This window comes from Pantoea septica, assembly GCF_002095575.1.
Classification (GTDB): domain Bacteria; phylum Pseudomonadota; class Gammaproteobacteria; order Enterobacterales; family Enterobacteriaceae; genus Pantoea; species Pantoea septica.
Window position 1 is genome coordinate 1 of sequence record NZ_MLJJ01000022.1, and the last position, 25,191, is coordinate 25,191.

A 25,191-nucleotide genomic window follows, 5' to 3' on the forward strand; every position below is an offset into this window, starting at 1 on the left:
TGAGCGGGTTTCGTTCGCCCGGTAGCCAGGCAGTTTCATTCCGCCCGCTGCGGGCGACCGAGCAGGGCCGGTGGGCGCCGGCCCTGCACCCGCGCCCCGGGCCAGCTCACCCGCCCGCTGCGCGGGTCCCTTCGCTTCGTCAGGATTTCTGACGGACCGCGCAGGACAGGCCGTCCTGGCCTGGCCCGCGCTTTCGGCGACGTCCTGTCGCCTCATCCTGAAATCCTTCCTCCGCTCAGCGGCTGCGATGGCCCCCACAACCCCCGCTGCAAATCCTGATTATTGAAGGCGCAGCCTCATCGCTGAAAGCGCAACCCATGTGCTCAGACGACGCTGTCGTTAATGAAAAGCGAGGAAATTACAGGCGGGGCAGTCAGAGGCATCCGACACGCTGAGGCGCGCACGGCGGCCAGGACGAGCCGACAGGACGTCGGCGAGAGCGCGGCATGAGACAGGATGTCGAATCCGCGCGGTCCGTGCGGCCGACGTAAGCAACGAAGGCACCGCGCGCAGCGCGGCGTGGAGGCTGCCGGAAGCCGGGATTGTTAAGGGGCTGGCGAGCCCCTTAACACGCACGCCGGCAGCGGAGCGGCTGAAACTCCCTGACGCCTGGCGGGCGGAACCCGCTCAGAGCCCGTCTGCGCAGCAGGCAAAACCATTAGGCGAGACGGAACCCGCTCCGAGTCAGTCTGCGCATCAGATAAACCGCCAGCGGGCGGAACCCGCTCGGAGTCAGTCTGCGTATCAGATAAACCGCCAGCGGGCGGAACCCGCTCAGGGCCAGCCTGCGCAGCAGGCCAACCCGCCAGGCGGGACGGAACCCGCCGCCGCCCGCGCCCGGCCTGGCGCCCCCTCACTTCACCATCGGCAGATTAAGCCCGTGCTCGGCCGCACAGGCCTGCGCGCGCTCATACCCGGCGTCCGCATGACGCATCACGCCCGTAGCGGGATCGTTCCACAGCACGCGGCCCAGACGCTGGTCAGCCTGCTCGCTGCCATCGCAGACAATCACCACGCCCGCATGCTGCGAAAAGCCCATGCCGACGCCGCCGCCGTGGTGCAGGCTCACCCAGGTCGCGCCGCCTGCGGTATTCAGCAGGGCGTTAAGCAGCGGCCAGTCGGACACCGCGTCGGAGCCATCCTTCATCGACTCGGTTTCGCGGTTGGGCGAGGCGACGGAACCGCAGTCGAGATGGTCGCGGCCAATCACGATCGGCGCTTTCAGCTCGCCGTTGCGCACCATCTCGTTGAACGCCAGGCCGGCCAGATGGCGCTCGCCCAGCCCCAGCCAGCAGATGCGCGCCGGCAGACCCTGAAAGGCGATGCGCTCCTGCGCCATATCGAGCCAGCGATGCAGGCTTTTATGCTGCGGAAACAGCTCTTTGAGCTTCGCATCTGTTTTGTAGATATCTTCCGGATCGCCCGACAGCGCCACCCAGCGGAACGGCCCTTTGCCCTCGCAGAACAGCGGACGAATATAGGCCGGCACGAAGCCCGGGAAATCAAAGGCGTTCTCGACCCCTTCATCCAGCGCCACCTGACGAATATTGTTGCCGTAGTCCACCGTGGGGATGCCCATATGGCAGAAGTCGAGCATCGCCTGGACGTGCACCGCCATTGAGGCGCGCGCCGCTTTTTCCACCGCCTTCGGCGCGCTGGCGCGTTCGGACTGCCAGCGCGCCACGTCCCAGCCGATCGGCAAATAGCCGTTGACCGGGTCGTGCGCGGAGGTCTGATCGGTCACGATATCGGGCTTGAGGCCGCCCGCGCGGGCGCGTTTCACCATCTCCGGCAGGATCTCGGCGGCGTTACCCAGCAGGCCGACGGAGATCGCCTGTTTCGCCTGCGTCGCCTCGTCAATCAGCTTCAGCGCCTCATCCAGCGTGTAGGCTTTGTGATCGACATAGCGGGTGCGCAGACGGAAATCGATGCGCGACTCCTGACATTCGATAGCCAGCACGCAGGCGCCCGCCAGCACCCCCGCCAGCGGCTGCGCGCCCCCCATGCCGCCCAGACCGGCGGTCAGGATCCAGCGTCCGGCCAGATCGCCGTTATAGTGCTGACGGCCCGCTTCGACGAAGGTTTCATAAGTGCCCTGCACGATGCCCTGCGCGCCAATATAGATCCACGAGCCGGCGGTCATCTGGCCGTACATCATCAGCCCGGCCTTATCCAGCTCGTGAAAATGATCCCAGTTGGCCCAGTGCGGCACCAGGTTGGAGTTCGCCAGCAGCACGCGCGGCGCGTCGGCGTGAGTGCGGAAGACGCCGACGGGCTTGCCCGACTGGATCAGCAAGGTTTCGTCGGGCTGCAGCAGCTCCAGCGAGCGCAGGATTTGTTCAAAGCATTCCCAGTTGCGCGCTGCTTTGCCGATGCCGCCGTAAACCACCAGATCTTCAGGCCGCTCGGCCACGTCGGGATCGAGGTTATTCTGGATCATGCGCCAGGCGGCTTCGATCAGCCAGTTGGCGCAGTGCAGCGTAGTGCCGTGCGGCGCGCGCACTTCGCGCGCCACGGCCTGGGAGAGAGTTTCGCTCATAGCAGATTCCTTATTCACCAGAAGGGACGGTCTGCTGGCTGGGCAGCAGCGCCGTGAGAAAATCTGGCCAGTCGCTACGGCTGGCCCACAGACGCATGGCGTCGATATCGGGCGCCAGCAGGCGGTCTTCCTCAAGGAAGGCGACCTGCTGACGAATACGGCTCATCTCACGCTCGAGCAGCGCGGAGCTTTGCAGCGGACGATGGAACTCGATGCCCTGCGCCGCCGCCATCGCTTCGATGCCGACGACCGCGGCGGTGTTAAAGCACATGCTGCCGAGGCGCCGCGCCGCATAGGTCGCCATTGAGACGTGATCTTCCTGATTGGCGGAAGTCGGCAGACTGTCGACGCTGCCCGGATGCGCCAGCGATTTATTCTCCGAGGCCAGCGCGGCGGCGGTGACCTGCGCAATCATAAAGCCGGAGTTAACGCCGCCGTCGCGCACCAGAAAGGGCGGCAGGCCAGAAAGGCCGGTGTCGAGCAGCAGCGCCATGCGACGTTCGGAAATGGCGCCGATCTCCGCCACCGCCAGCGCGATAATGTCGGCGGCGAAGGCCACCGGTTCGGCGTGGAAATTGCCGCCGGAGATGACGTCGCCGCTGTCGCTGAACACCAGCGGGTTATCCGAAGCGGCGTTAGATTCAATCTGCAGCACGCGCGCGGCGTGGGCGAGATTGTCGAGGCAGGCGCCCATCACCTGCGGCACGCAGCGCACCGAGTAGGGGTCCTGCACCCGGCCGCAGTTAGCGTGCGAGCCGAGAATTTCGCTGCCGTTGACCAGCGTCTCGACGGCGGCGGCCACCGCGATTTGCCCGCGCTGGCCGCGCGCCTGATGAATGCGCGCGTCGTAAGGTTTCAGCGAGCCTTTAATCGCCTCCAGCGATAGCGCGCCCGCGACTAGCCCGGCGGCCATCAGGTTTTCCGCCTCGAACAGGCCGCGCAGCGCCAGCGCGGTCGACACCTGAGTGCCGTTAAGCAGCGCCAGCCCCTCTTTCGGGCCGAGCACGAAGGGTTCCAGCCCAACAGAGGCCAAAGCGTCGCGCGCGGGGATCGCCGTGCCCTCGACGCGCACCTGGCCTTCGCCCAGCAGCATCAGCGAGAGATGCGCGAGCGGCGCCAGATCGCCGGACGCGCCAACCGAGCCTTTTTCCGGAATGCAGGGCATCACGCCCGCGTTAAACAGCGTCAGCAGCGCGTCGATCAGCGCGATACGCACGCCGGAATGGCCGCGCGCCAGGCTGATGATCTTGGTCGCCATCACCAGGCGCGTTACGTTGTCGGGCAGCAGATCGCCCAGACCGACGCTGTGCGACAGCACCAGATTACGCTGCAGATCCGCAAGGCGGGCGGCGGGAATTTGCGTCTGCGCCAGCTTGCCGAAGCCGGTATTGATGCCGTACACCACCTTGCCGGAGGCGACGATCTCATCCACGGTCTGCTGCGCGCGCAGGATAGCTTCCTTCGCCTGCTCATCGAGCGCGAGCGTCACGCCGCCCTGATATATCCTGCGCAGCGCGGCAAGATCTACTTTACCGGGAACCAGGCGCATCGCCTGAGCCGAACCTGACATAGTCTACTCCTGTCTATACAAGTGAGCGCGTTAAGCAAAAACCCGAACCGTTTTCACTCTGCGCAGCGAATAAAATCGAGTGAAACACAAGTGTCTATTCTTGTCTATACAACTGGCAAGCTATAAGCATTTGCTATGCCAGCGCGATCACAAATTAGCGTGCTCAGCTGGCGCGCAATAGCAGGACGGATGGGCCGAGGATGTATATACATTTACGCCGCGAGCCAGTAAACTTCAGGCATAATCGTGATAAGGAAATGAATATGGTCGAGCATTCGGCAATAGCACAGCTGGCGGCGGCGATGAGCGATGAGCCAGCCCCCATCTACCAGCGCGTCAAGCAGGCAATCGTCAGCCAGATCCGCGCGGGCAGCTGGAAGGCGAACCAGCGCGTGCCGTCCGAAAGCGAACTGGTCAACGAGCTGGGCGTCAGCCGCATGACCATCAACCGCGCGCTGCGTGAGCTGACCAGCGAAGGCTTTCTGGTGCGTATGCAGGGCGTCGGCACCTTTGTCGCGGAGATGAAAGGCTACACGGCGATGCTCGAAGTGCATAACATCGCGGACGAGATCGCCCAGCGCGGCCACCAGCACCGCTGTCAGATCCTCGCGATCGGCCAGGATAAAGCCGATCCCGAGCAGGCGGCGGTGCTCGGCTTAAGCACCGGGCAGACCCTCTTTCATTCGCTGATCGTGCACTATGAGGACGATCTGCCGGTACAGCTGGAGGATCGCCTGGTCAATCCGCTGGTGGCGCCCGATTACCTGAGTCAGGATTACCATCGGCTTACGCCCTATACCTATCTGATGCAGGTGGCGCCGCTGACCGCAGGCGAGCATATCGTCGAGGCGGTGCTGCCGGACGCGCGCCAGCGTAAATATCTGTCGCTGGATGAGCACGAGCCCTGCCTGTTGATTCGACGCCAGACCTGGAGCGACACCAAAATCGTCACCTACGCGCGCCTGCTCTATCCGGGATCGCGCTATAAGCTGCTCGGCCGCTTTAAGGGACACGGCTAAGCCGCGTCAGCAGCAGCTGCGCGCCTGGCGTGACCGGCGTCAGCCGCGTCTCCTCATCCAGCCACCAGACGCCTTGCGCTGCGCCTAACTGTTCGCCGCTCGCCAGCTGCCACTCGCCGGCGATCACCCAGGCGACGCCGTGCAGGCTGGTTTCCGCCTGTACGGTCACCGCGACTTCCGCCGCCCAGCTGTCGCGTCGCGTCATAATGTTGAAATCTTCACTTCCCCCCTGCAGCACGGCGCGAATCGCCCATTCGCCCGGAAAGCGCCACGGCTGAAGCGGCTTCAGCCGGTGCGTGGCGGTGGGGGCGCGGAGTTGCACCTCATTGCCGCGCAGCAGCGTAATCACCCGATCGATGCCGGGAAAGCGCGAGAAATCGCCGTCGTGGGCGAGGGTGGCGATACTGGCGCGCCAGGCGAAATCCGCTTCGCCCGGCGGATAGCTGACGATTTCGCGCGTCTCGCCGCCGCCGTTACGCCAGCGGCTGACCGGAAGGTCGGCGTAGCAGAAATGCGTTCTCATCGCAGCGCCGCCATCGCCTGGCGAAACGCGGCCGCGCAGCTCTCTTCCGCGACGTGGCGTCCCCCTTCGATCGCCGCGCGGCCCGCGACCCACACCTCGCGGATCTGTTCGCGCCGTCCGGCAAACAGCCAGCGGTTGAGCAGCGCCTCGTCGCCCACGCTGTCGAGCCACTCATCCTCCGCCAGCACCAGCCAGTCGGCGCGTTTACCCGGCGACAGTTCGCCGAGCGCGACGCCGCACGCCTGCGCGCCGCCCAGCGCCGCGCCGCGCCACAGCAGATCGCCTACTGAGGGCTGCTCCGCCGTGGTGATGCGGTTGCGTCGGCGATCGCGCAGCCGCTGGCCATATTCGAGCCAGCGCAGCTCCTCCAGCGCGCTGAGGGAAACATGGCTGTCGGAGCCGATGCCCCAGCGTCCGCCCTGGGCGATAAACTCAGCCGCCGGGAAGATGCCGTCGCCGAGATTGGCTTCGGTGGTCGGGCAGAGGCCGGCCACCGCGCGGCTGGCGGCGAGCTGCGCGATTTCGCGCGCGTCGAGATGCGTGGCGTGGATCAGGCACCAGCGCGCATCGACCTCGAAGCGGTTAAACAGCCACTCCACCGGCCGCTCGCCGCTCCAGGCCAGGCAATCGTTGACCTCTTTCTCCTGCTCGGCGATGTGGATATGCACCGGCAGCGCGGTATCGCTGACGGCCAGCGCCTCGCGCATCTGCGTTTCGCTCACCGCGCGCAGCGAGTGAAAACAGAGGCCGCGATTAAGCAGCGGCTTATCGCGCACGCTCGCCGCCAGCCGTTCCTGCTGCCGCAGCCAGGCGTCGGTCTGCTGAATAAAGCGTTTTTGTCCCGGCAGCGGCGGCTGCGCGCCGAAGCCGCTGTGGCTGTAGAGCACCGGCAGCAGCGTCTGGCCGATGCCGGCGGTATCGGCGGCCTGCATCAGCTGCTGCAGCATCGCGTCCTGCGCGTAGGGCGCGCCGCTGGGATCGTGATGGAGATAGTGAAACTCCGCCACCTGGGTATAGCCGCCTTTCAGCATGTCGATATAGAGACAGGCGGCGATAGCGCCGACCTGCTCCGGCGTCAGGCGCTGCACCATGCGATACATCAGGTCGCGCCAGGTCCAGAAGCTGTCCTGGGGATCGCCAGCGACCTCCGCCAGCCCGGCCATGGCGCGTTGAAAGGCGTGCGAGTGCAGGTTGGCGACAGAGGGAATCGTTGCGCCGGGCAGGCGGATAGCGTCGTGCGCGTCGCTGTCGGGCGTAACGCACTCAATGACGCCGGCGTCGTTAACGGTAATGCGCACCTGTTGCCGCCAGCCGTCGGCCAGCAGCGCGCGTGGAGCAAAAAAGGTTGCCATAGTTGATCCTCACCGGCTGTAGTTGTATATACATATACATACTTTAAAAGGCGGAGTAAATCGTCCGCAACGGGAGAAAGCGCAATGGCGGAAAGCAAAGCGATCGACAGCCTGTGGCTGGGGGCCGATCTGGTCACCATGCGCGACGGCAAATATCACATCATCAAGGATGGCGCGCTGGCGGTGGCAGGCGACAGGCTGGTGTGGGTGGGGCCGCGCGCTGAGATGCCCGATTTTACGCCGCGTCAGCAGCACCGCTTCGACGGCGGCATCCTGACGCCGGGCCTGATTGACTGCCATACCCACCTGGTGTTCGGCGGCGACCGCAGCGCGGAGTTCGAGCAGCGCCTCAACGGCGTCAGCTACGCCGAGATCGCCGCGCAGGGCGGCGGCATTCTCTCGACGGTGCGTGCCACGCGCGAAGCCAGCGAGGCGTCGCTGGTGGCGTCGGCGCGCTGGCGGCTCGACCGATTGCTGGCGGAAGGGGTCACCACGGTAGAGATTAAATCGGGCTACGGACTGGATGAGGCGAGCGAGCTGCGGATGTTGAGCGCCATCCGCCAGCTAGGCGAGAGCGCGCCCGTCGACGTGCTGGCGACCTGCCTGGCGGCGCACGCCTTTCCACCAGAGTTCAAACAGGATCCCGACGGCTGGGTCGATCTGATTTGCCAGCGCATTCTGCCGCAGGTGAAAGCCAACGGGCTGGCGGACGCGGTGGACGCCTTCTGCGAGCATCTGGCCTTTTCTCCGGCGCAGGTGGCGCGCGTATTCGATAAGGCCGTGGAGCTTGGCCTGCCGGTGAAACTGCATGCCGAGCAGCTCTCTTCGCTGGGCGGCGCGCGTCTGGCGGCGGGTTACGGCGCGCTCTCCGCCGACCATCTCGAATACGCCACCGAAGAGGACGCGCGGGCGATGGGCGAGCGGGGCACGGTGGCGGTGCTGCTGCCCGGCGCCTTCTATCTGCTGCGCGAAACCCAGCGGCCGCCGGTGGCGCTGTTTCGCCAGCACGGCGTACCCATGGCGCTGGCCAGCGACGCCAATCCCGGCACTTCGCCTGCGCTGTCGCTGCGCCTGATGCTCAATATGGGCTGCACGCTGTTCGGTATGACGCCGGAAGAGGCGCTGGCGGGCGTTACGCTCTGGGGCGCGAAAGCGCTGGGGCTGCAGCAAACGCACGGCTCGCTGGAGGCGGGCAAAGTGGCGAACTTCGTCCACTGGCCGCTGGCGCGTCCGGCGGAACTGGTTTACTGGCTGGGCGGCGAGCTGCCCTGTACCGTTATCTATCGCGGAGAAGCGCAATGACATCTTTCCACTTTACGCCGGGCAGCCTGCCGCTGCTGGTCAGCATTCCTCACGCCGGCACGCAGCTTACGCCGGAGGTGGAAGCGGGGCTGAGCGAGGCGGCGCGCGGCCTGCCCGATACCGACTGGCATATTCCGCTGCTGTTCGATTTTGTGCGCGATTTGGGCGCCAGCGTGCTGATCGGCCGCTATTCGCGTTTCGTTATCGACCTGAATCGCCCGCCGGACAATCAGCCGCTCTACGCCACGGCCACCACCGGCCTCTTTCCGGAAACCCTGTTCGACGGCTCGCCGACCTTCGCGCCGGGCAAAACCCCCTCTGCGGCGCAGCGCGAAGGCTATCTCCGCGATATCTGGCAGCCCTATCATCAGCAGATCCGGCAGGAGCTGGCGCGCCTGAAGGCGGAGCACGGCTACGCGCTGCTGTTTGACGCCCACTCCATCGCCAGCGCCATCCCGCGTCTGTTTGAGGGACGTCTGCCGGATCTCAATATCGGCACCAACGACGGCAAAAGCTGTCGTCCTGAAGTGACGCAGGGGCTGGAAGCGGTCTGCGCAGCGCAGAGCGACTACAGCTGGGTGGTGAATGGGCGCTTCAAGGGCGGCTATATTACGCGCGCCTATGGTCAGCCGGAAGAGCAGGTCGAGGCGGTGCAGCTGGAGCTGGCGCAGCGGAACTATATGGAGGAGACGCCGCCGTTCGCCTGGCGGCAGGAGCGGGCTTCAGCGCTGCAAAAGGTGCTGAAGCCGCTTATGCAAAGTTTTATCGCGCGCGGCAAAACCCGGTAGGGCGCGTTGCGCTTAGCGGCGCGCGTCCGGTCGCATCAGGTCGAAGCGTTCGTTCTCGCTGATGCCGTAATAGGCGCTCGGCCCGCCGGCGCGCAGAATAGGCTGCGCGCGCGCCGTCTGGTAGATTCCCTCATCCAGCAGCGACTCGTCGATATGAATGGCGATCGCTTCGCCCAGCACCAGCCAGCTGTCAAGCGGGTTGCCCTGCGCATCCTGCAGCTGGATAAGCTGCGTCAGGCGACATTCGAAGTTCACCGGGCTTTCCGCCACCAGACTCGCCTTCACCTGCGAGGCGGCCAGCGGCGTGACGCCCGCCAGCGCGAACTCGTCCTGCTCCGGCGGCACCGACGCCGAGCTCTCGTTCATCGCTTCCGCCAGCGAGCGCGTCGCCAGGTTCCAGACAAACTCTTTGCTTTCGCTGATATTGCGCACGCTGTCTTTCCAGCCGCTGCTGGCGAAGCCGATAATGGGCGGATGGTAGTTGAAGCAGTTAAAAAAGCTGTAGGGCGCCAGGTTGCGCTGGCCCGCCGCGGAAATTGAGCTGATCCAGCCAATCGGGCGCGGCCCGATAATGGCGTTCAGCGGGTCGTGCGGCAGGCCGTGGCCGGCGCGCGGCTGGTAGGAGTAGCGTTTATGCGTCATCTTTTATCCCGTAGCGAAGTGTTAACAATATCTTAGCGCTACAGCATCGGCTGCATCGGGAAGAAATGTGTAAGCGGATTGTGCGGCTTTATTTTCCCGGCGCTGCGGCGTATTGTACGCGCCTGCAAAACGGGAGACGCCATGAACAAGCCAGCCACTCATTTATTCCACGCTCGCAACCGCCATCAGGGCGAATATGATTTTGCCGCCTTGACCGCCGCGCATCCGCCGCTGACGGCCAAAGTGCGGCCTAACGGCTACGGCGCGCAGTCGATCGATTTTGCCGACGCGGAGGCGGTAATGCTGCTCAACCAGGCGCTGCTGAAGCTTTTTTACGGTATAGAGTGGCAGCTGGCGCCCGGTGCGCTCTGTCCGCCGGTGCCGGGACGTGCCGATTACCTGCATTATCTGGCCGATCTGCTGGCGCTGGACAATCGCGGCGCGATCCCGCAGGCGGATATTCTGGATATCGGCTGCGGCGCGAACTGCATCTACCCGCTGATCGGCCAGGCAGAGTATGGCTGGCGCTTTACCGGCACCGATATCGACGAGGCGGCGCTGAAGGCGGCCAGTCGTATCGTGTCGGCCAATCCCGGACTACAGCGCGCGATTCGCCTGCGTCGGCAGAAAGATCCACAGGCGGTGCTGGCGGGCGTAGTGAATAAAAATGAATTTTTCCACGCCGCGATCTGCAACCCGCCGTTCCACGCTTCGGCGGCGGAAGCGGCGGGCGCCTCGCAGCGTAAAACGCGTAATCTCAAGCTGGAGAGCGCGACGCCGCTCAACTTCGGCGGTCAACATAACGAGCTGTGGTGCGAAGGCGGCGAAAAAGCCTTTGTTGGTAAGATGATCGCCGAGAGCGCGGCGCTGGCGCGCCAGTGCATCTGGTTCACCTCGCTGGTGTCGCGCCGCGAGAACCTGCCCGCGCTGGAAAAACAGCTGCAGGCGCTCGACGCGGCGGAGGTGCGCGTGGTGAATATGGCGCAGGGGCAGAAGCAGAGCCGTTTCCTCGCCTGGAGCTTTATGCCAGCCGCAACGCGCGCGCAGCGGCTGGCGAAATAGCGTTACTCCGGTGCGGGCAGCGCGGGCAGGGCGGCCGCGCTCGCCACGCTGCTGCCGGTCTGCACCACCTCGACCGTCTGGCGCGGCGCTTTAATCCCGGCCGCATCAAAATGTTTCTTCACCATGCTGTCCAGCGCGAAGCGCACCGTCCACTGCTTTAGCGGCTGGGTGGTAAAGGAGACGCGCACGGTAAAGGCCTGATTGGTTAAGCCCACCAGGCCGGCGAAGTTCGGTTCGCCAATCACCATGCCGCGAATATCCGCATTCTCCAGCAGCTCATCCACCGCCTCCTGCAGCACGCGGTTCACCCGCTCGCTGTCCTCGCCACGCTCGACGTCATAGTTCGCCACAAAAGAGCCGATGCCGCGCACGAAGTTGGCGAAGGTGGTGATCGAGGACCAGGGAATGATGTGATAGGCGCCGGTATCCTGACGCACGCCGACCGAGCGAATCGACATGCGCTCTACCGTGCCGGTGATGGCGCCGATAGTCACCAGATCGCCAGTATTCATGCCGTTCTCGAACTGGATAAAGATGCCGGTGATAATATCCTTCACCAGGGTTTGCGAACCGAATGAGACCGCCAGGCCAAGGGCGCCCGCGCCCGCCAGCAGCGGCGCGATATTGACGCCGATTTCCGACAGCAGAATCATGATGGTAATGGTGCTGATCACCACCGCCAGCGCGTTGCGGAACAGCGTCAGCAGCGTGCGGGTGCGGGCGCTCGGCATCGGGCGACCGTGCGAGTCGGAGGCGAGACGGCTCTCAATCAGGCTCGCCAGCACTGTCCAGCCTACCGCCGAGAGCAGCAGGATCATTACGATGCGGATCAGCACATCCACCATCTTCTCGCCGGCGCCCACCGTGAGCCAGTGCCAGAGATCGAACAGGTTCCATGCGTTAAGCAGCAGCAGCAGCGTGGCGAACACCGTGACGACGCGCGCCAGCTTCAGCAGCGCCTTCACCCAGTCGTTAACGCGCTTTTGCAGCGCCGGATAGTTGCGGCGCAGGTCGGGCGACAGCGTAATGGTTTTGCCTATCCAGCGCGTCAGGATGCCGGAGACGAAGGCGGCGATACCGATAATCGCCAGCGTGCGCACCGTGGCCGCCATCATAAATCTCAGGCTGTCGCCGGGATTGAAAATAGAGAGCAGGAATAGCGCGATAAAGTAGGCGCTCGCCAGCCAGTGCCACACCAGCGCGAAGGCGCGGATAAAAAAGGCGAAAAAGGCCATACTGCGATCCGACAACGCCTGCAGCGCGAAATGAATCGCGCGGCGGTTGGTAAAGATAAGAAACAGCGCCCAGCCGGTCATGATCCCCATAATCAACACGTTGACCACGGCCGCGACCTGCACGTTAACCTGATTGGAGACAATCGGCACGATCACCAGCAGCCCGTAGCCGATCAGCCCGGAGAGCCAGCTCAAGCGCGTGCTCCAGTAGCGGGCGCGCCCGTCGCTGAGATGAAAGAAGCGCAGGTCAGCAAAGCCGGGACAAAAAATCAGGCGCAGCACCGCTTTAAAAAACTCAATCAGCGCGAAGGCGTTGAGGAACAACCCTTGCTGCCAGGCGATAGTGCGGCTGTCGCCGTGATAGTTGTCGCTGAGGATTTGACCAACAAACAGCGTCAGCGCCAGCATCAGCAGGTCAATAACGAAGGCGCCGATAATCGCCGCCGGCAGCTGCAGCCAGTTATGCTGCTCGTGGTTCTTTGCGCGCCCCCAGCGGCCCATACGGCGATAGAGCGGCGACATCGCGCGGCGCAGCAGCCAGTAAAAGGCGAACAGCGCCGCCGCCAGCACCACGAAGTGGCGCAGCGCGTTAAAGAAGGTGTCCGGATTGAACGCCTTGTGCGGCGCGTCGGCGATATTGTCATGCAGGCGGGCGAACTTTTGCGCCACGTCGCCGCCGAACTCGCGGGTGACGTCCGTCACGCCCTGCAGCACGGTTTTATCCTCTTCTTCGGTCGGCGGCGTCAGCGCGGGAGCCTTGTCTTTCGCCGCTGTGCTGGAAGCGCCGCGCAGCTGGTTAATCAGCTCTGCGCGCGACCGATCGTCTTCGAGAATATTCGCCAGCGCGGCGTAAGCGGCTTTTTTCTCATCCAGCGTCGGCTCATGTTGCGCGCCGCTGGCGCCGCCGGACGACTGCTGCGCCGCCACCGCCGCCTGCGGCAGCGTGACCGCCTGCGCGGTCGGCAGCAGCGTAAAACAGCAAAGCAGCAACAGCGCGATCCCGTGCCGCGCCAGGCGGCGATAATTGTGGGCTGACGACATGGCTTTCTCCTTAGCAACCTCTGGCTCACAGGTGGAGAAGTATAGTCAGGCGCCGGCAGTGAAAGGTTTGAAAGGCATTAATCGTACGGTTCAGGAGAAGCGGGCTAACGCGCAGCGTGGTTCAAAAACGCTCCCGGCGTTTTGCCTCTGTCGCGGGACGCTTTGCTCTTCGGACCATGCCGCCCGCCTGTTGCAGGGGAAGAAAGCGACGGGCCGACAGATGTCGGCCCGGAAACTCAGGATACGTGCTGCAGGAACTCGCGCAGGCGATCGCTCGGCGGCTGGGTAATCAGCGCATCGGGATCGCCATCTTCCGCGATGGTGCCTTTATCGATAAAGATCAAGCGCGACGCGACTTTCTGCGCAAAGCCGACTTCATGGGTGACGATCACCATGGTCATGCCTTCTTCCGCCAGATCCTGCATCACCTTCAGCACCTCGTGGCGCAGTTCGGGATCCAGCGCGGAGGTCGGCTCGTCGAACAGCATCAGCTTCGGCTTTACCGCCAGCGCGCGGGCAATAGCGACACGCTGCTGTTGCCCGCCGGAGAGCTCGGAAGGAAAGTGGTGCGCGCGCTCGGCCAGGCCGACCTTCGCCAGCAGCTGGCGCGCCAGCGTATGCGCATCCTCTTTCTTTGCGCCGCGGACGCGAATCGGGCCAAACGCGACGTTGTCCAGCGCGCTCATCTGCGGGAACAGATGAAACTGCTGGAACACCATGCCCGCTTCCTGGCGGATCAGACGCTCGTCCACTTTAGGATCGTTGACCTTCAGGCCGTCGACGATCAGATCGCCGCTGCTGATCTCTTCCAGCTTGTTGATACAGCGCAGCAGCGTCGATTTGCCAGAGCCGGACGGCCCGATAATCACCACCACCTCGCCCTGATTAATCTTCAGGTTGATATCGTGCAGTACCTGGGTGGTGCCAAAGCTCTTTGAAACGTTCTTAAATTCAATCACAGGATTTTCATCCTTTTCTCGATGCGGCGCAGCACGAAGCTCAACACCAGCGTAATCACAAGGTAGATAATCGCCACGGCGCTCCAGATCTCCAGCGCGCGGAAGTTGCCGGCGATGATCTCCTGACCCTGACGCGTCAGTTCCGCCACGCCGATAACGATAAACAGCGAGGTATCTTTGATGCTGACAATCCACTGGTTGCCGAGCGGCGGCAGCATACGGCGCAGCGCCAGCGGCATAATAACGTAGCGCAGGGTTTCGCGACGCGACAGTCCCAGCGCCAGACCCGCTTCGCGGAAGCCTTTATTGATCGACAGCACCGCGCCGCGCGTGATCTCGGCGATATAGGCCCCGGAGTTGATCATAATGGTCACCACCGCAGCGGTGAAGGGATCGATGCGCAGATCGGGGAAGGCCATCGGCAGCGCGAAGTAGATAAACATGACCTGCACCACGATAGGGGTGCCGCGGATGATCTCAATAAAAACCAGCGCGAGGTTGTTGGCGATCCAGCCGCCGTAGGCGCGGGCGAAGCCGGCGACCAGGCCAATGATCAGTCCGCCGACCAGGCCGAGCACCGAGATCAGCAGGGTCATTTTCGCGCCTTCGATCAGCGCCGGCATCGCGGGCCAGATGACGCTCCAGTCAAACTCCATGGTGTGACTCCAGTTATGTTGCGATGGAAAAAAGCAGGGCACGCGGCCCTGCTCAAAATAGTAATAAAAATAATTATTTAGGTTCGCTGCCGAACCATTTTTTGTAGATCTGGTTATAGGTGCCGTTCTCTTTCAGCGTCTTCAGCGCGCCGTTTACCTTCTCACGCAGTTCGTCGCTGCCTTTCGGGAAGGCCACGCCGTACTGCTGCGCTTCGATAGAATCGCCTACCGCTTTAAAGCGGCCTTTGCCTGCGGTATTGATAAAGTAAAGGATGTTCGGCGTGTCGTGCAGTACCGCGTCGGCGCGGTTGGTGCCCAGTTCCATATAGGCATTGTCGATATTCGGGAACTGACGCAGATCTTTGGTTTTGATATGCGCTTTCGCGTAATCCACCGAACCGGTGCCGCTCTTCACCGCCACCACTTTGCCGTTGAGGTCGTCGATGCCTTTGATCTCTTTTTCATTATTGCGAACCATCACCAGCAGACCGCTTTTGTAGTAGCCGTCAGAAAACTCGATCGCTTTTTTACGCTCGTCGGTAATGGTGATGCCCGCCAGCGCCAGGTCGATATTGCGCGTCTGCAGGGCAGGGATGATGCCGCTAAAGTCCATCGGCTTCAGGGTATAGTCCAGCTTCAGCTCTTTAGCGATGGCGTCCCACAGGTCGACGTCGAAGCCGACATACTTATCGCCCTGTTTGAATTCGAAAGGAACGAACGCGGTATCGGTCGCTACGATCAGTTTTTTTTCTGCTGCGGTGGAAGAGAGTGAGAAGGCCAGCGCCAGCGCGGCCACAGAGACTTTGAACAGTGACTTCATCATTTTTCCTTATTACTACCCGGCCTGAAGGCGGTGTTTACGGCTTACCATATGAAAAAATTATGCCAACTTTTCATTTTAACCACAATCAATGGGTTAAACCTGAAAGCTGACACGATTTTGCACGGGTAAAAACTTTTGCACCAAAAGTTATCACCAAAATGGTGCATAGGATTATTCTGGTGCAATGCACCTTTGCATGCGGTATTCGGCGTGGAAAGGGGAGGCGTTCAGAAATGTTATGGAGGTCAAAAAATAGTAATTTTGCTGTTAAGCGCGCATAAAAAAGGCGGGTTTCCCCGCCTGATGAGTGCGTTTGCACTTATTCGATGTTGGACTCGATAAACCACAGGAATTTATCCAGGTCGCGCGATGCGGCGGTGAAAATATCTGCGGTGTCTTCATCTTTCACTTCGGAGATCGCTTTGCGGGTATCGTTCGCCACGATGGCGTAGCGATCGGCCAGCGCTTTCAGATGGTCCTGCACGCTGTGAATATTCAGCGGATAGCTCTGCAGAGGCGTTCTGTCGTTAACGACCTGAGTGGTGCCCAGCGCCACGCCGCCTAACTGTACAACGCGTTCAGCAATGGTGTCCTGGTGATCGGTAATGGTGGTACGGAAACCGTCCAGCATTTCATGCACGCCGATAAAGTTGGAGCCGCGCATGTTCCAGTGCGCCTGCTTGGTGATCAGCGACAGATCGATAAATTCCACTACCAGACGGTTGAGCACCTCAATGGTGGCTTTTTTCTCGTCGTCAGCCACATCGTTACGGGTGTAAAGCAGATCGGAAGCGTTCGTTTTAACCAGTTTTGCGGTACTCATCGTATGAATCCTCTCTTTGATGGGTTGTCCTAATCAAGCACGGGAATAAGTATAGCAGCGCTTTACGTCTTTGCAGGATTGAGCTTATCAATGGTTGAAATAGACAGCATTTACGGATAAAGAGTAAGCGGCAATAATGCCGAACGGGTAAGCCTGTTGCAAGGATCTTAAGGTAATTAATTGAAATATAATAATATTATAAGCTGATCTAGTTTAAGATCGTACAGTATGTTTCAGAATGATAATAATAATGTTTACCATTGGTTAAAATAAAGCCGCCTGCTGCAGCCTGAATATTATTCGCCTGCGTTATACGCAGGCGGAATAAGTTATTGCGGCGGCGGCGGGGTTATTTCGACTTCTTTAAGCGCCTTATTTCGGGGCTTGAGCGTCAGCGTTGCGCCAGCCGACGCCAAAATGATCGCCAGCAAACCCAGGCTCTGCGTCAGCGACAGCGTTTCACCCAGGAACAAAATGCCCGACAGCGCCGCTACCGCCGGTTCCAGGCTCATCAGCGTGCCGAAAATACGCGCCGGCAGGCGCGTCAGCGCCACCATTTCCAGCGCGTAGGGGATGGCGCTGGAGAGCAGGGCGACCAGCAGCGCGACAGGAATCACGCTCCAGTGCCAGATGCCGGGTTCGGCGAACGTCAGCCCCAGCGGCACAAAGATCGCTGAAGCGATTAATGAGCCCATCGCCACGGTTGCCGGGCCGTGCTGCGCGCCAGCACGCGGCCCCGCCAGAATATAGATCGCCCAGCATGCGCCCGCGCCCACCGCCAGCGCCGCACCCAGCGGATCGATGGTTTTCATGCTGTCGCCAAACGGCAGCAGAAACCAGAGTCCGCTCACCGCCAGCACCACCCAGATGAAATCGAGCAGGCGGCGCGTGCCCAGCAGCGCCAGCGTCAGCGGCCCGGTAAACTCCAGCGCCACCGCGACGCCAAGCGGCACGGTGCGCAGCGACAGGTAAAACAGAAAGTTCATACAGCCCAGCGCCAGCCCGTACAGCAGCAGCGGCAAACGCTGTTCGCGGGTAAAGCGCAGCCGCCAGGGTTTGAAGATCATGCACAGCATCAGCGTGCCGAGCCCGAGGCGCAGCGCGGTAATGCCGGTGGCGCCTACCGTAGGGAAGAGCGATTTAGCCAGAGAGGCGCCACCCTGCAGCGATAGCATTGCTATCAGCAGCACGGCGACCGAGACGGCCGGAGCAGGGGTTTTACCTGAGAGAGAAAGTGACATCCTGTAAACGCGTCCTGATGGTCAGCAGAAGGGCGATAAGAGGCTCAGTCTAATCGAACCCGCCGTAAAAGCAGAGAAGACAATCAGGAAAATTCGCAGGCGACTGAGCGAAAATCAGGCAGTTTCAGGGCCAGTAGCGTAAAGAAATGTCAGGTTTTTTTAGGATTTAACTTAAAGGACAATTTTTATCGTAAGAAATTCATTGCAGTTTAATGACGGAAATTATAAGTAAAATGAATAGCATAGGATGATTCATTAACTTTCTGTTACACCAAACATTCTGTTAGACAATAATTTGCGGGCAGAGTTTCTTGCTAAGTTTTGTTATATTTTCAGCGTTGTCAGGAGAGAAGTATTATCACATTTGAGGTGGTTATGAAAAAAATTGCATGTCTTTCAGCACTGGCTTGTGTTCTGGCAGTTTCTGCGGGTTCCGCAATGGCGCAGAGCACAGTCACCGGCGGTTACGCTCAGTCCGACTATCAGGGCGTGGCTAACAAAGCGAACGGTTTCAACCTGAAATACCGTTATGAAGACGGCTCTAACCCGCTGGGTTGGATCGGTTCTTTCACCTACACCGAAAAAGATCGCACTGATTCTGGCGTGTACAACAAAGGCCAGTACTACGGTTTCACCGCAGGTCCTGCTTACCGTCTGAACGACTGGGCGAGCATCTACGGCGTTGTAGGTATCGGCTACGGTAAATTCCAGCAGAACGAAACCACTTTCCGTTCTAACTCTGATTCCAGCGACGTAGGCTTCTCCTACGGTGCCGGTCTGCAGTTCAACCCGTACCAGCAGTTCGCTATCGACGTGGGTTACGAGCAGAGCCGTATCCGTAACGTCGACGTTGGCACCTGGATTGCTGGCGTAGGTTACAGCTTCTAAGTTTTGCTTAGACCAGTTGCAGAAAAAACGGCCCTTTGCGGCCGTTTTTTTTATCTCTTTTTTAGCATGTCTCATTGTCAGACAGGGGCGATCGCTTCGCTAAGGAAGGGATATAACGTTTAAAGGGTAATAAGGGCGAACAGCAGAGCAGCCCAGGCAAAAAGCAGAGGCTGCATAAGAAAGGTTGCGCGTTAGCCGCGCCAGATAAGATTCGGGCAACTGCGACTGCTGCGTTTTTCGCCCAGCAGTTTTTCAACCAGCATCAGGCGGAGCGAAAACGGGGAGCGGCTCAGCAGGCAAAGCCAGGATTTCAGCGTTGCGGATGAAGCCGGTTTTTCAGTCTGGAAGCATTTGCCGCAGTCAAGACAGCATTTCAGGGTGCTCATATCGACCTCCCAATCAGTAACGTCGTAATAGCAGGCAAAGGCCGGCGATAAACAGGAGAAAAAGCAGTAATAACAGATAAGGATCCTGCACGATCGTCTCCTGATTGTCTGCGCGTTTGCCTACAATATCGACAAATATAGCACTGGCTATACCCTGTAGCCAATGCTATTTACGAAAAATTTGAGCTTCTTTGTGCCTGGTTTACAATGAGCGCAGCAAATCCGTCTCGCTGCGCGGGTGCGGAGAATAATAAAGAGGAAGCTGAATGAGTCGTCGTGCCAAAAGTGGGGCCTCCGCGTCGCCCGGACCCCTGAAAGATGTTGAAGAGCATGTCGAAGGATTTCGACAGGTTCGCGAAGCGCATCGTCGCGAACTGATCGATGACTACGTTGAGTTGATCTCAGATTTAATCGGTGAATTTGGCGAAGCGCGTCAGGTCGATATGGCGGCGCGCCTGGGCGTTTCGCAGCCCACCGTCGCCAAAATGTTGAAACGCCTCAGCAGCGCTGGGCTGGTGGAACAGGTTCCCTATCGCGGCGTCTTTCTGACCGGGGAGGGCGAGAAGCTGGCGGCGGAGAGCCGCGCTCGCCATCATATCGTCGAAACCTTTCTGCTTGCGCTGGGCATCAGCCCGGAAACCGCGCGTCGCGATTCCGAAGGCATCGAGCATCACGTCAGCGATGAAACGCTCGCCGTCTTCCAGAAGTTTTACGAAAGCCGACACTAATCACCGGACTCGCTACCATGCTCACCGTGCTGCGCCCTTTTTTGCATGATCGTATTCTGCATTTGTTGTTAGCGCTCGGCGCAGTGTTGCTGCTGCTGGCCAATTTCCGCTGGGCGGATCTGCCCGGCGCCGTCGACTGGCACACCATCGTCACGCTGACGGGGCTGCTGCTGCTAACCAAAGGTCTGGAGATCAGCGGCTACTTCGACGTGCTGGGCGCGCGCCTGATTGGTCGCTTCCGCCATGAACGCGCGCTGGCGCTGTTTATGGTGCTGGCCGCCGCGCTGCTTTCTACCTTCCTGACCAACGACGTGGCGCTGTTTATTCTGGTGCCGCTGACCCTGACGCTGCGTAAATATTCGCGCCTGCCTCTGTCCCGGCTGATCATCTTTGAAGCGCTGGCGGTCAATGCCGGATCGCTGCTGACGCCGGTGGGCAATCCGCAAAATATTCTGCTGTGGAGTCACGGCAAACTCAGCGTAGCCGGGTTTATCGGGCAAATGACGCCTCTGGCGCTCTGGCTGCTGGTGACGCTGCTGGCGCTAACGTGGTTCAGTTTCAAGCCGCGCGATATTCAAAAGCAGGGCAGCGACGAGACGCGCGCCTGGCAAAAGCCGCTGTTCGCCGTCAGCGTACTGCTCTATCTGCTGTTCGTCGCCGCGCTGGAATGGCAGATGACCGGCTGGGCGCTGCTGCTGATTATGGGCTGCTATCTGGTGATGGCGCGGAAGGTGCTGCTCGCCATCGACTGGAGCCTGCTGGCGGTATTTATCGCCATGTTTATCGACGTCTACCTGCTCACCCATCTGCCCGTGGTACAGCGTCACTTCGACGCCGTGTCGCACTTCAGCGACGGCGCAATTTACCTGCTGGCTATCGGACTGTCGCAGGTTATCAGCAACGTGCCCGCCACCATTCTGCTGCTGCAGAAGATCCCGCCTTCCGACGTACTCGCCTGGGCGGTGAATATCGGCGGCTTTGGCCTGCTGCCCGGATCCCTCGCCAATCTGATCGCGCTGCGCATGGCGAAAGACCGCGCCGTGTGGTGGCAGTTCCATCTCTTCTCTATACCGATGCTCGCCTGGTCGATGCTGAGCGGCTGGCTGCTGCTGCGCCTGCTGCACTGACTTCCGCTGCGCTTAAAAAAATGTTGCAGGTTGTGCCTCTTTTGTCGGGAAAGGTCAAGAAACGCTGGAAAATGTCAGTTTACCATCTACTGTTTATCTGACCTTTTATGCCCTGGAATTAGGGCGTTAGCTATGCGGAACTGACTATGAGCGAGAATGAAAAAGGCGAATCTCATCAGGATGATGCGAAGAAAAAGCAGGATCCATCCAGTGAGCAGTCTGACCAGAATAACGATGAGCCAGAACGTAAAAGACCCGGCAAAAAACCGCTGATCATTCTCGCCGTGGTGGTGGTGATCATGCTGATCGTCGGCTTCTGGTTCTGGTTCAGCACGCGCAATGAAGAGACCACCGACGATGCCTTTACCGAAGGGGATGCGGTCACCATCGCGCCCAAAGCCTCTGGCTACGTGGTGAAGCTGCTGGTTAAGGACAACCAGCGAGTAAGGAAAGGCGATCTGCTGGTGGAGATCGATCCGCGCGATACCCTGGCTCAGCGCGATCAGGCCAAAGCGCAGCTGGGTCTGGCGCAGGCGCAGCTGCATCAGGCGCAGGCGCAGCTGGCGCTGTCGAAAGTACAGTATCCGGCACAGCGCGACCAGGCGCTGGCCGATCAGGCGAAAGCCCAGGCTAATCTGCTGAACGCCGAGGCGGACTATCGCCGTCAGCGCGGCGTCGATCCGCGCGCCACCAGCCAGCGCAATATTGATACCGCCGCCGCACAGCTGCGTTCGGCGCAGGCGCAGCTGCAGAGCGCGAAAGCGCAGGTGGAAGTCGCCTCGCAGGTCGCGCTGCAAATTCGCCAGCAGGAAACCAACGTAGAAGCGCGACAGCAGCAGGTCGCGCAGGCGCAGGCGCAGTTGAATACCGCTGAGCTGAATCTGTCTTATACCCAGGTGCGCGCGCCGTATGACGGCTTCGTCACCAAACGCAACGTGCAGCTCGGCACCCTGGTGCAGGCGGGCAGTTCGCTGTTTTCGCTGGTGTCGCCCGATATCTGGATCACCGCGAACTTTAAAGAGTCGCAGCTGGCGCGTATGAATCCAGGCGATAAAGTGGCGATTAGCGTCGATGCCTGGCCCGATATGGAGCTGGAAGGGCATGTCGACAGCATTCAGATGGGCTCGGGTTCGCGCTTTTCTACCTTCCCGGCGGAGAACGCTACCGGCAACTACGTGAAGATTGTCCAGCGCGTTCCGGTGAAAATCGTTATCGACAAAGGGCTGGATCCGAACCATCCGCTGCCGCTCGGCCTGTCGGTAGAACCTAAGGTCACCGTGGAATGAGTCAGGCGCAGAGCTGGCAACCTTCCAGCAATCCCTGGCTGGTGGCGGTGACCGTCACGCTGGCGGTGTTTATGGAGATCCTGGACACCACCATCGTTAACGTGGCGCTGCCTCATATTGCCGGTTCGCTCTCCTCCAGCTACGACGAATCCACCTGGGTGCTAACCTCTTATCTGGTAGCGAACGGCATCGTACTGCCGATCTCCGCCTTTTTCAGCCGCCTTTTCGGCCGTAAGCAGTTCTTCCTGATCTGCATCGTGATGTTCACCGTCTGCTCGTTCCTGTGCGGTATCGCCACCGAGCTATGGCAAATCATCCTGTTCCGCGTGCTGCAGGGCTTTTTCGGCGGCGGCCTGCAGCCGGTGCAGCAGTCGGTACTGCTCGACTACTTTAAGCCGGAAGATCGCGGCAAAGCGTTCGGCCTCTCCTCTATCGCTATTATCGTCGCGCCCGTTATCGGGCCGACGCTGGGCGGCTGGATCACCGATAACTACAGCTGGCGCTGGGTCTTCTTTATCAACATCCCGGTCGGCATCCTGACGGTGCTGGCGATCTACCAGCTGCTGGAAGATCCGCCCTGGGAGCGGAAGTGGGCGAAAGGGCGGCTGAAGATCGACTATATCGGCATTGGGCTGATTACGCTGGGGCTGGGCTGCCTGCAGGTCTTTCTCGATCGCGGCGAAGATGAAGACTGGTTCGCCTCGCACTTTATTGTGCTGTTCGCCACTCTGGCGCTGGTCGGCATCGTCGGCGCGGTCTACTGGCTGATGTATGCCCGTAAGCCGGTAGTGGATATTCTGGTGATGAAAGACCGCAATTTCTGGGTCTCCGGGCTGCTGATGGCGGGCATGGCGATGATCCTCTACGGCAGCTCCGTGGTGCTGCCGCAGCTGGCGCAGCAGGATCTCGGCTACACCGCCACCTGGTCGGGACTGGTGCTGTCGCCGGGCGCGGTCCTGATCGTGCTCACCATTCCGCTGGTGCTCGCCCTGATGCCCCGCGTGCAGACGCGTTACATTATCGCCTTCGGCTTTACCTGCCTGGCGCTGGCGTTTATGTACTCCTCGACCCTGACGCCGGATGTCGACTTTAAAACGCTGGTGCTGATGCGCAGCGCGCAGTCTATCGGGCTGGGCTTTCTGTTCGTGCCGCTGACCACGATTGCATTTATTACTATTCCGCAGCGCCTCAACGCCGACGCTTCGGCGCTGTTTACCATGTTCCGCAACGTGGCGGGCTCCATCGGCATCTCGCTCTCGACCGCGGCGATCACCGAGCGCGAGCAGGTGCGATCGGCGCATATGGTGCACAACATGACGCCGCTGAATGAGCAGTTCAACATCACCGTGCAGCACTGGGCGCAGGCGATCCGCGACTTTACCTCGGCGGTGGGCGATCCCGCCACGCTGGCGGCTGGTCAGCTCTATCAGGAGATGGTGGCGCAGTCGCGCATTCTGGCGTACATCGACGTCTTTACGGGCCTGAGTATCGTCGCCCTGATCTTGATTCCATTTTGTTGGCTGCTGTCGCCGATTAAGAGCGAAGGCAGTGCAGGAGCACACTGACATGAAGGTTATCTCTACACGCTCGCTGGCGAGACCGCTTAGCCTGCTGACGCTGGCGTTCTGGCTGGCGGGCTGCGCCGTCGGCCCCGATTACGAGGCGCCGAAGCCGCAGCTGCCCGGCGGTTATCACCTGATGGACGCGCAGCAGGCGTCGAAAACCGCGCCTGGCGCCGTCAACACGCGCTGGTGGCAAACCTTTAACGATCCGCAGCTCAACAGCCTTATTGACCGCGCCGTCGAGGGCAACCTGACGCTGCAGCAGGCGGTGCTGCGCATCGCTGGCGCGCGGCAGGAGCTGGCGCAGGCGCGCGGCGGCCTCTTTCCCAGCCTGAACGGCAGCGCGAAAGTCACGCGCCAGCAGCTGGGGCTGGAGGGTCTGCTGAAAGCGAACGGCGCCACCGACCAGCTGGACAGCGAGACCGCCAGCCAGCTCAGCAGCCTGGATCAGCCGGTAACGCTCTATCAGGGCAGCTTTGACGCCAGCTGGGAGCTGGATCTCTGGGGCAAAGTGCGCCGTCAGGTCGAACTGGCCGATGCGCAAACCCAGGCGGCTATTGAACAGCGCAACGACGCGCTGGTCTCGCTGGAGGCGGAGGTGGCGCGCGCTTACCTGCAGCTGCGCGGCGCGCAGGCGACGGTCGCCACGCTGGAGCAGCAGATTGCGGTGGCGCAGCAGAGCTGGGAGCTGACCCAGAGCCAGCAGCGCAACGGGCTGGCGCCGCTTACCGATGTGGAAAATGCGCGCGCGCAGCTCAGTTCGCTGCAGGCGCAGCTGCCGCAGTACCAGTCGCAGGCGCGCCAGGCGATGAACGGGCTGGCGGTGCTGCTGGGCAAAACGCCCGGCGCGCTGGATAACGAGCTTTTTACCCCCAAAGCGATGCCCGCCTTGCCGCAGGTCGTGCCGGTCGGCATTCCCGCGACGCTGGCGCGCCGTCGTCCCGATATTCGTCAGGCGGAGGCGACGCTGCACGCGCAGACGGCGAACATCGGCGTGTCGGTGGCGCAGCTCTTTCCCAGCCTGTCGCTTACCGGCCAGCTCGGGGTGCGCAATACCGATATCAGCTATCTCGACAACTGGAGCAGCCACTTCTATTCCGTCGGCCCCTCGCTATCGATTCCCATTTTCCAGGGCGGCCGTCTGGTCTCCAGCGTGAAGCTGGCGCGCGCCCAGCAGGCGAGCGCGGCGCTCGACTATCGTCAGACCGTGCTCACCGCGCTGCAGGACGTGGAAAACGCGCTGGTGAGCTATCGCGCCGATCAGGCGCGGGTCACGGCGCTGGATGAAACCACCGGGTCGCTACAACGCGCCTTCGATCTGGCCAGCGACAGCTATCGTCAGGGCATCTCGACCTTTATCGACGTGCTGGACGCGCAGCGTCAGCTGGCGCAGGCGCAGGAGCAGGCCACGCAGGCGCGCATGCAGAGCGCGCTCGATTTGGTGGCGCTCTATAAAGCGCTGGGCGGCGGCTGGGAAACCTATCAGAAGGTTACGCTGCCGCAGTTCGACGTTTTCGGCCCGGCCGCCAGCGCCAGCTAATCGCTTTCTCTCTGCTTACGGCTGCGGCATCTGTCGCAGCCGCTCTCTGCAACCGCGCCCTTATTAATGAAATAAAAATTTCTTTCTGCCCTCTGGCTG

At 61.2% G+C, this 25,191-nt stretch carries 22 protein-coding genes; 10 read left to right on the forward strand and 12 right to left on the reverse strand.

Going from position 1 to position 25,191, the window contains the following annotated elements; genetic code table 11:
• Nucleotides 1-853 precede the first annotated feature (853 nt).
• Entirely contained in the window at nt 854-2,539 is a 1,686-nt protein-coding gene (gene hutU, locus HA46_RS13125) for a urocanate hydratase (protein WP_084884757.1), read from the reverse strand.
• A gap of 10 nt (nt 2,540-2,549) precedes the next feature.
• On the reverse strand, nt 2,550-4,109 hold the full coding sequence (gene hutH / locus HA46_RS13130) for a histidine ammonia-lyase (RefSeq protein WP_033789169.1): 1,560 nt from the start codon (nt 4,107-4,109) through the stop codon (nt 2,550-2,552).
• A 263-nt stretch (nt 4,110-4,372) separates the two neighbouring features.
• Here hutH and hutC point away from each other — a divergent pair, with 263 nt between their 5' ends.
• Nucleotides 4,373-5,128, forward strand: a complete 756-nt coding sequence (gene hutC / locus HA46_RS13135) for a histidine utilization transcriptional repressor HutC (protein ID WP_033789171.1) — start codon at nt 4,373-4,375, stop codon at nt 5,126-5,128.
• Here hutC and HA46_RS13140 read toward each other — a convergent pair.
• Nucleotides 5,112-5,651 carry a HutD/Ves family protein gene (locus tag HA46_RS13140; RefSeq protein ID WP_084884759.1) on the reverse strand — a complete coding sequence of 180 codons (540 nt, stop codon included), beginning with the start codon at nt 5,649-5,651 and terminating at the stop codon, nt 5,112-5,114. The genes hutC and HA46_RS13140 overlap by 17 nt on opposite strands.
• Nucleotides 5,648-7,003 (reverse strand): formimidoylglutamate deiminase, encoded by a 1,356-nt coding sequence (locus tag HA46_RS13145; RefSeq protein ID WP_084884761.1) that lies wholly within the window; start codon nt 7,001-7,003, stop codon nt 5,648-5,650. Before HA46_RS13145 ends, HA46_RS13140 begins: the two co-directional genes overlap by 4 nt.
• 84 nt (nt 7,004-7,087) lie before the next feature.
• Here HA46_RS13145 and hutI point away from each other — a divergent pair, with 84 nt between their 5' ends.
• Nucleotides 7,088-8,305, forward strand: coding sequence for an imidazolonepropionase (hutI, locus tag HA46_RS13150; RefSeq protein WP_084884763.1), 1,218 nt, complete (start codon nt 7,088-7,090; stop codon nt 8,303-8,305).
• The gene (hutG, locus tag HA46_RS13155) at nt 8,302-9,093 is read left to right on the forward strand and encodes an N-formylglutamate deformylase (RefSeq protein ID WP_084884765.1); all 792 of its coding nucleotides are present in this window, start codon (nt 8,302-8,304) and stop codon (nt 9,091-9,093) included. Before hutI ends, hutG begins: the two co-directional genes overlap by 4 nt.
• A gap of 12 nt (nt 9,094-9,105) precedes the next feature.
• Here the strand turns inward: hutG and HA46_RS13160 are convergent, their stop codons facing one another.
• Nucleotides 9,106-9,735, reverse strand: coding sequence for a flavin reductase family protein (locus tag HA46_RS13160; protein ID WP_033789177.1), 630 nt, complete (start codon nt 9,733-9,735; stop codon nt 9,106-9,108).
• 141 nt (nt 9,736-9,876) lie between these two features.
• Between HA46_RS13160 and rlmF the strand changes: the two genes are divergently transcribed.
• Nucleotides 9,877-10,797: a 23S rRNA (adenine(1618)-N(6))-methyltransferase RlmF gene (gene rlmF, locus HA46_RS13165; RefSeq protein ID WP_084884819.1), complete on the forward strand. Its 921-nt coding sequence runs from the start codon at nt 9,877-9,879 to the stop codon at nt 10,795-10,797.
• A 2-nt stretch (nt 10,798-10,799) separates the two neighbouring features.
• On the opposite strand, the gene ybiO is transcribed toward rlmF, so the two are convergent.
• From ybiO to rhtA, 6 genes are all read right to left on the reverse strand, one after another.
• The gene (gene ybiO / locus HA46_RS13170) at nt 10,800-13,073 is read right to left on the reverse strand and encodes a mechanosensitive channel protein (protein WP_084884768.1); all 2,274 of its coding nucleotides are present in this window, start codon (nt 13,071-13,073) and stop codon (nt 10,800-10,802) included.
• Nucleotides 13,074-13,309: 236 nt separating this feature from the next.
• A complete protein-coding gene (gene glnQ / locus HA46_RS13175) occupies nt 13,310-14,032 on the reverse strand; it encodes a glutamine ABC transporter ATP-binding protein GlnQ (protein ID WP_033789181.1) in 723 nt (240 codons plus the stop codon).
• Nucleotides 14,029-14,688: a glutamine ABC transporter permease GlnP gene (gene glnP, locus HA46_RS13180; RefSeq protein ID WP_033789185.1), complete on the reverse strand. Its 660-nt coding sequence runs from the start codon at nt 14,686-14,688 to the stop codon at nt 14,029-14,031. Before glnP ends, glnQ begins: the two co-directional genes overlap by 4 nt.
• A 73-nt stretch (nt 14,689-14,761) precedes the next feature.
• A complete protein-coding gene (gene glnH / locus HA46_RS13185; RefSeq protein ID WP_033789186.1) occupies nt 14,762-15,508 on the reverse strand; it encodes a glutamine ABC transporter substrate-binding protein GlnH in 747 nt (248 codons plus the stop codon).
• Between the two features lie 322 nt (nt 15,509-15,830).
• Nucleotides 15,831-16,334: a DNA starvation/stationary phase protection protein Dps gene (dps, locus tag HA46_RS13190; protein ID WP_033751449.1), complete on the reverse strand. Its 504-nt coding sequence runs from the start codon at nt 16,332-16,334 to the stop codon at nt 15,831-15,833.
• A 329-nt stretch (nt 16,335-16,663) separates the two neighbouring features.
• On the reverse strand, nt 16,664-17,575 hold the full coding sequence (rhtA, locus tag HA46_RS13195; RefSeq protein ID WP_033789190.1) for a threonine/homoserine exporter RhtA: 912 nt from the start codon (nt 17,573-17,575) through the stop codon (nt 16,664-16,666).
• A 375-nt stretch (nt 17,576-17,950) separates the two neighbouring features.
• On the opposite strand from rhtA, the gene ompX reads away from it, so the two are divergent.
• Entirely contained in the window at nt 17,951-18,463 is a 513-nt protein-coding gene (gene ompX / locus HA46_RS13200) for an outer membrane protein OmpX (RefSeq protein WP_033751446.1), read from the forward strand.
• 191 nt (nt 18,464-18,654) lie between these two features.
• On the opposite strand, the gene HA46_RS21335 is transcribed toward ompX, so the two are convergent.
• Nucleotides 18,655-18,849, reverse strand: a complete 195-nt coding sequence (locus HA46_RS21335; protein ID WP_033789192.1) for a hypothetical protein — start codon at nt 18,847-18,849, stop codon at nt 18,655-18,657.
• Between the two features lie 266 nt (nt 18,850-19,115).
• On the opposite strand from HA46_RS21335, the gene mntR reads away from it, so the two are divergent.
• The 5 genes from mntR to HA46_RS13230 all read left to right on the forward strand — a co-directional run bounded on the left by mntR (nt 19,116) and on the right by HA46_RS13230 (nt 25,092).
• A complete protein-coding gene (gene mntR / locus HA46_RS13210; RefSeq protein WP_033789194.1) occupies nt 19,116-19,577 on the forward strand; it encodes a manganese-binding transcriptional regulator MntR in 462 nt (153 codons plus the stop codon).
• A gap of 17 nt (nt 19,578-19,594) precedes the next feature.
• A complete protein-coding gene (locus tag HA46_RS13215; protein WP_084884771.1) occupies nt 19,595-20,704 on the forward strand; it encodes an SLC13 family permease in 1,110 nt (369 codons plus the stop codon).
• A gap of 146 nt (nt 20,705-20,850) precedes the next feature.
• The gene (locus HA46_RS13220; protein ID WP_033751438.1) at nt 20,851-21,990 is read left to right on the forward strand and encodes an HlyD family secretion protein; all 1,140 of its coding nucleotides are present in this window, start codon (nt 20,851-20,853) and stop codon (nt 21,988-21,990) included.
• Nucleotides 21,987-23,555, forward strand: coding sequence for a DHA2 family efflux MFS transporter permease subunit (locus tag HA46_RS13225; RefSeq protein ID WP_033751435.1), 1,569 nt, complete (start codon nt 21,987-21,989; stop codon nt 23,553-23,555). The genes HA46_RS13220 and HA46_RS13225 overlap by 4 nt, the downstream gene beginning before the upstream one ends.
• Before the next feature lies 1 nt (nt 23,556).
• Complete coding sequence (locus HA46_RS13230) at nt 23,557-25,092, forward strand: efflux transporter outer membrane subunit (protein WP_084884774.1); 1,536 nt, start codon at nt 23,557-23,559, stop codon at nt 25,090-25,092.
• The last annotated feature ends 99 nt before the right edge of the window (nt 25,093-25,191 follow it).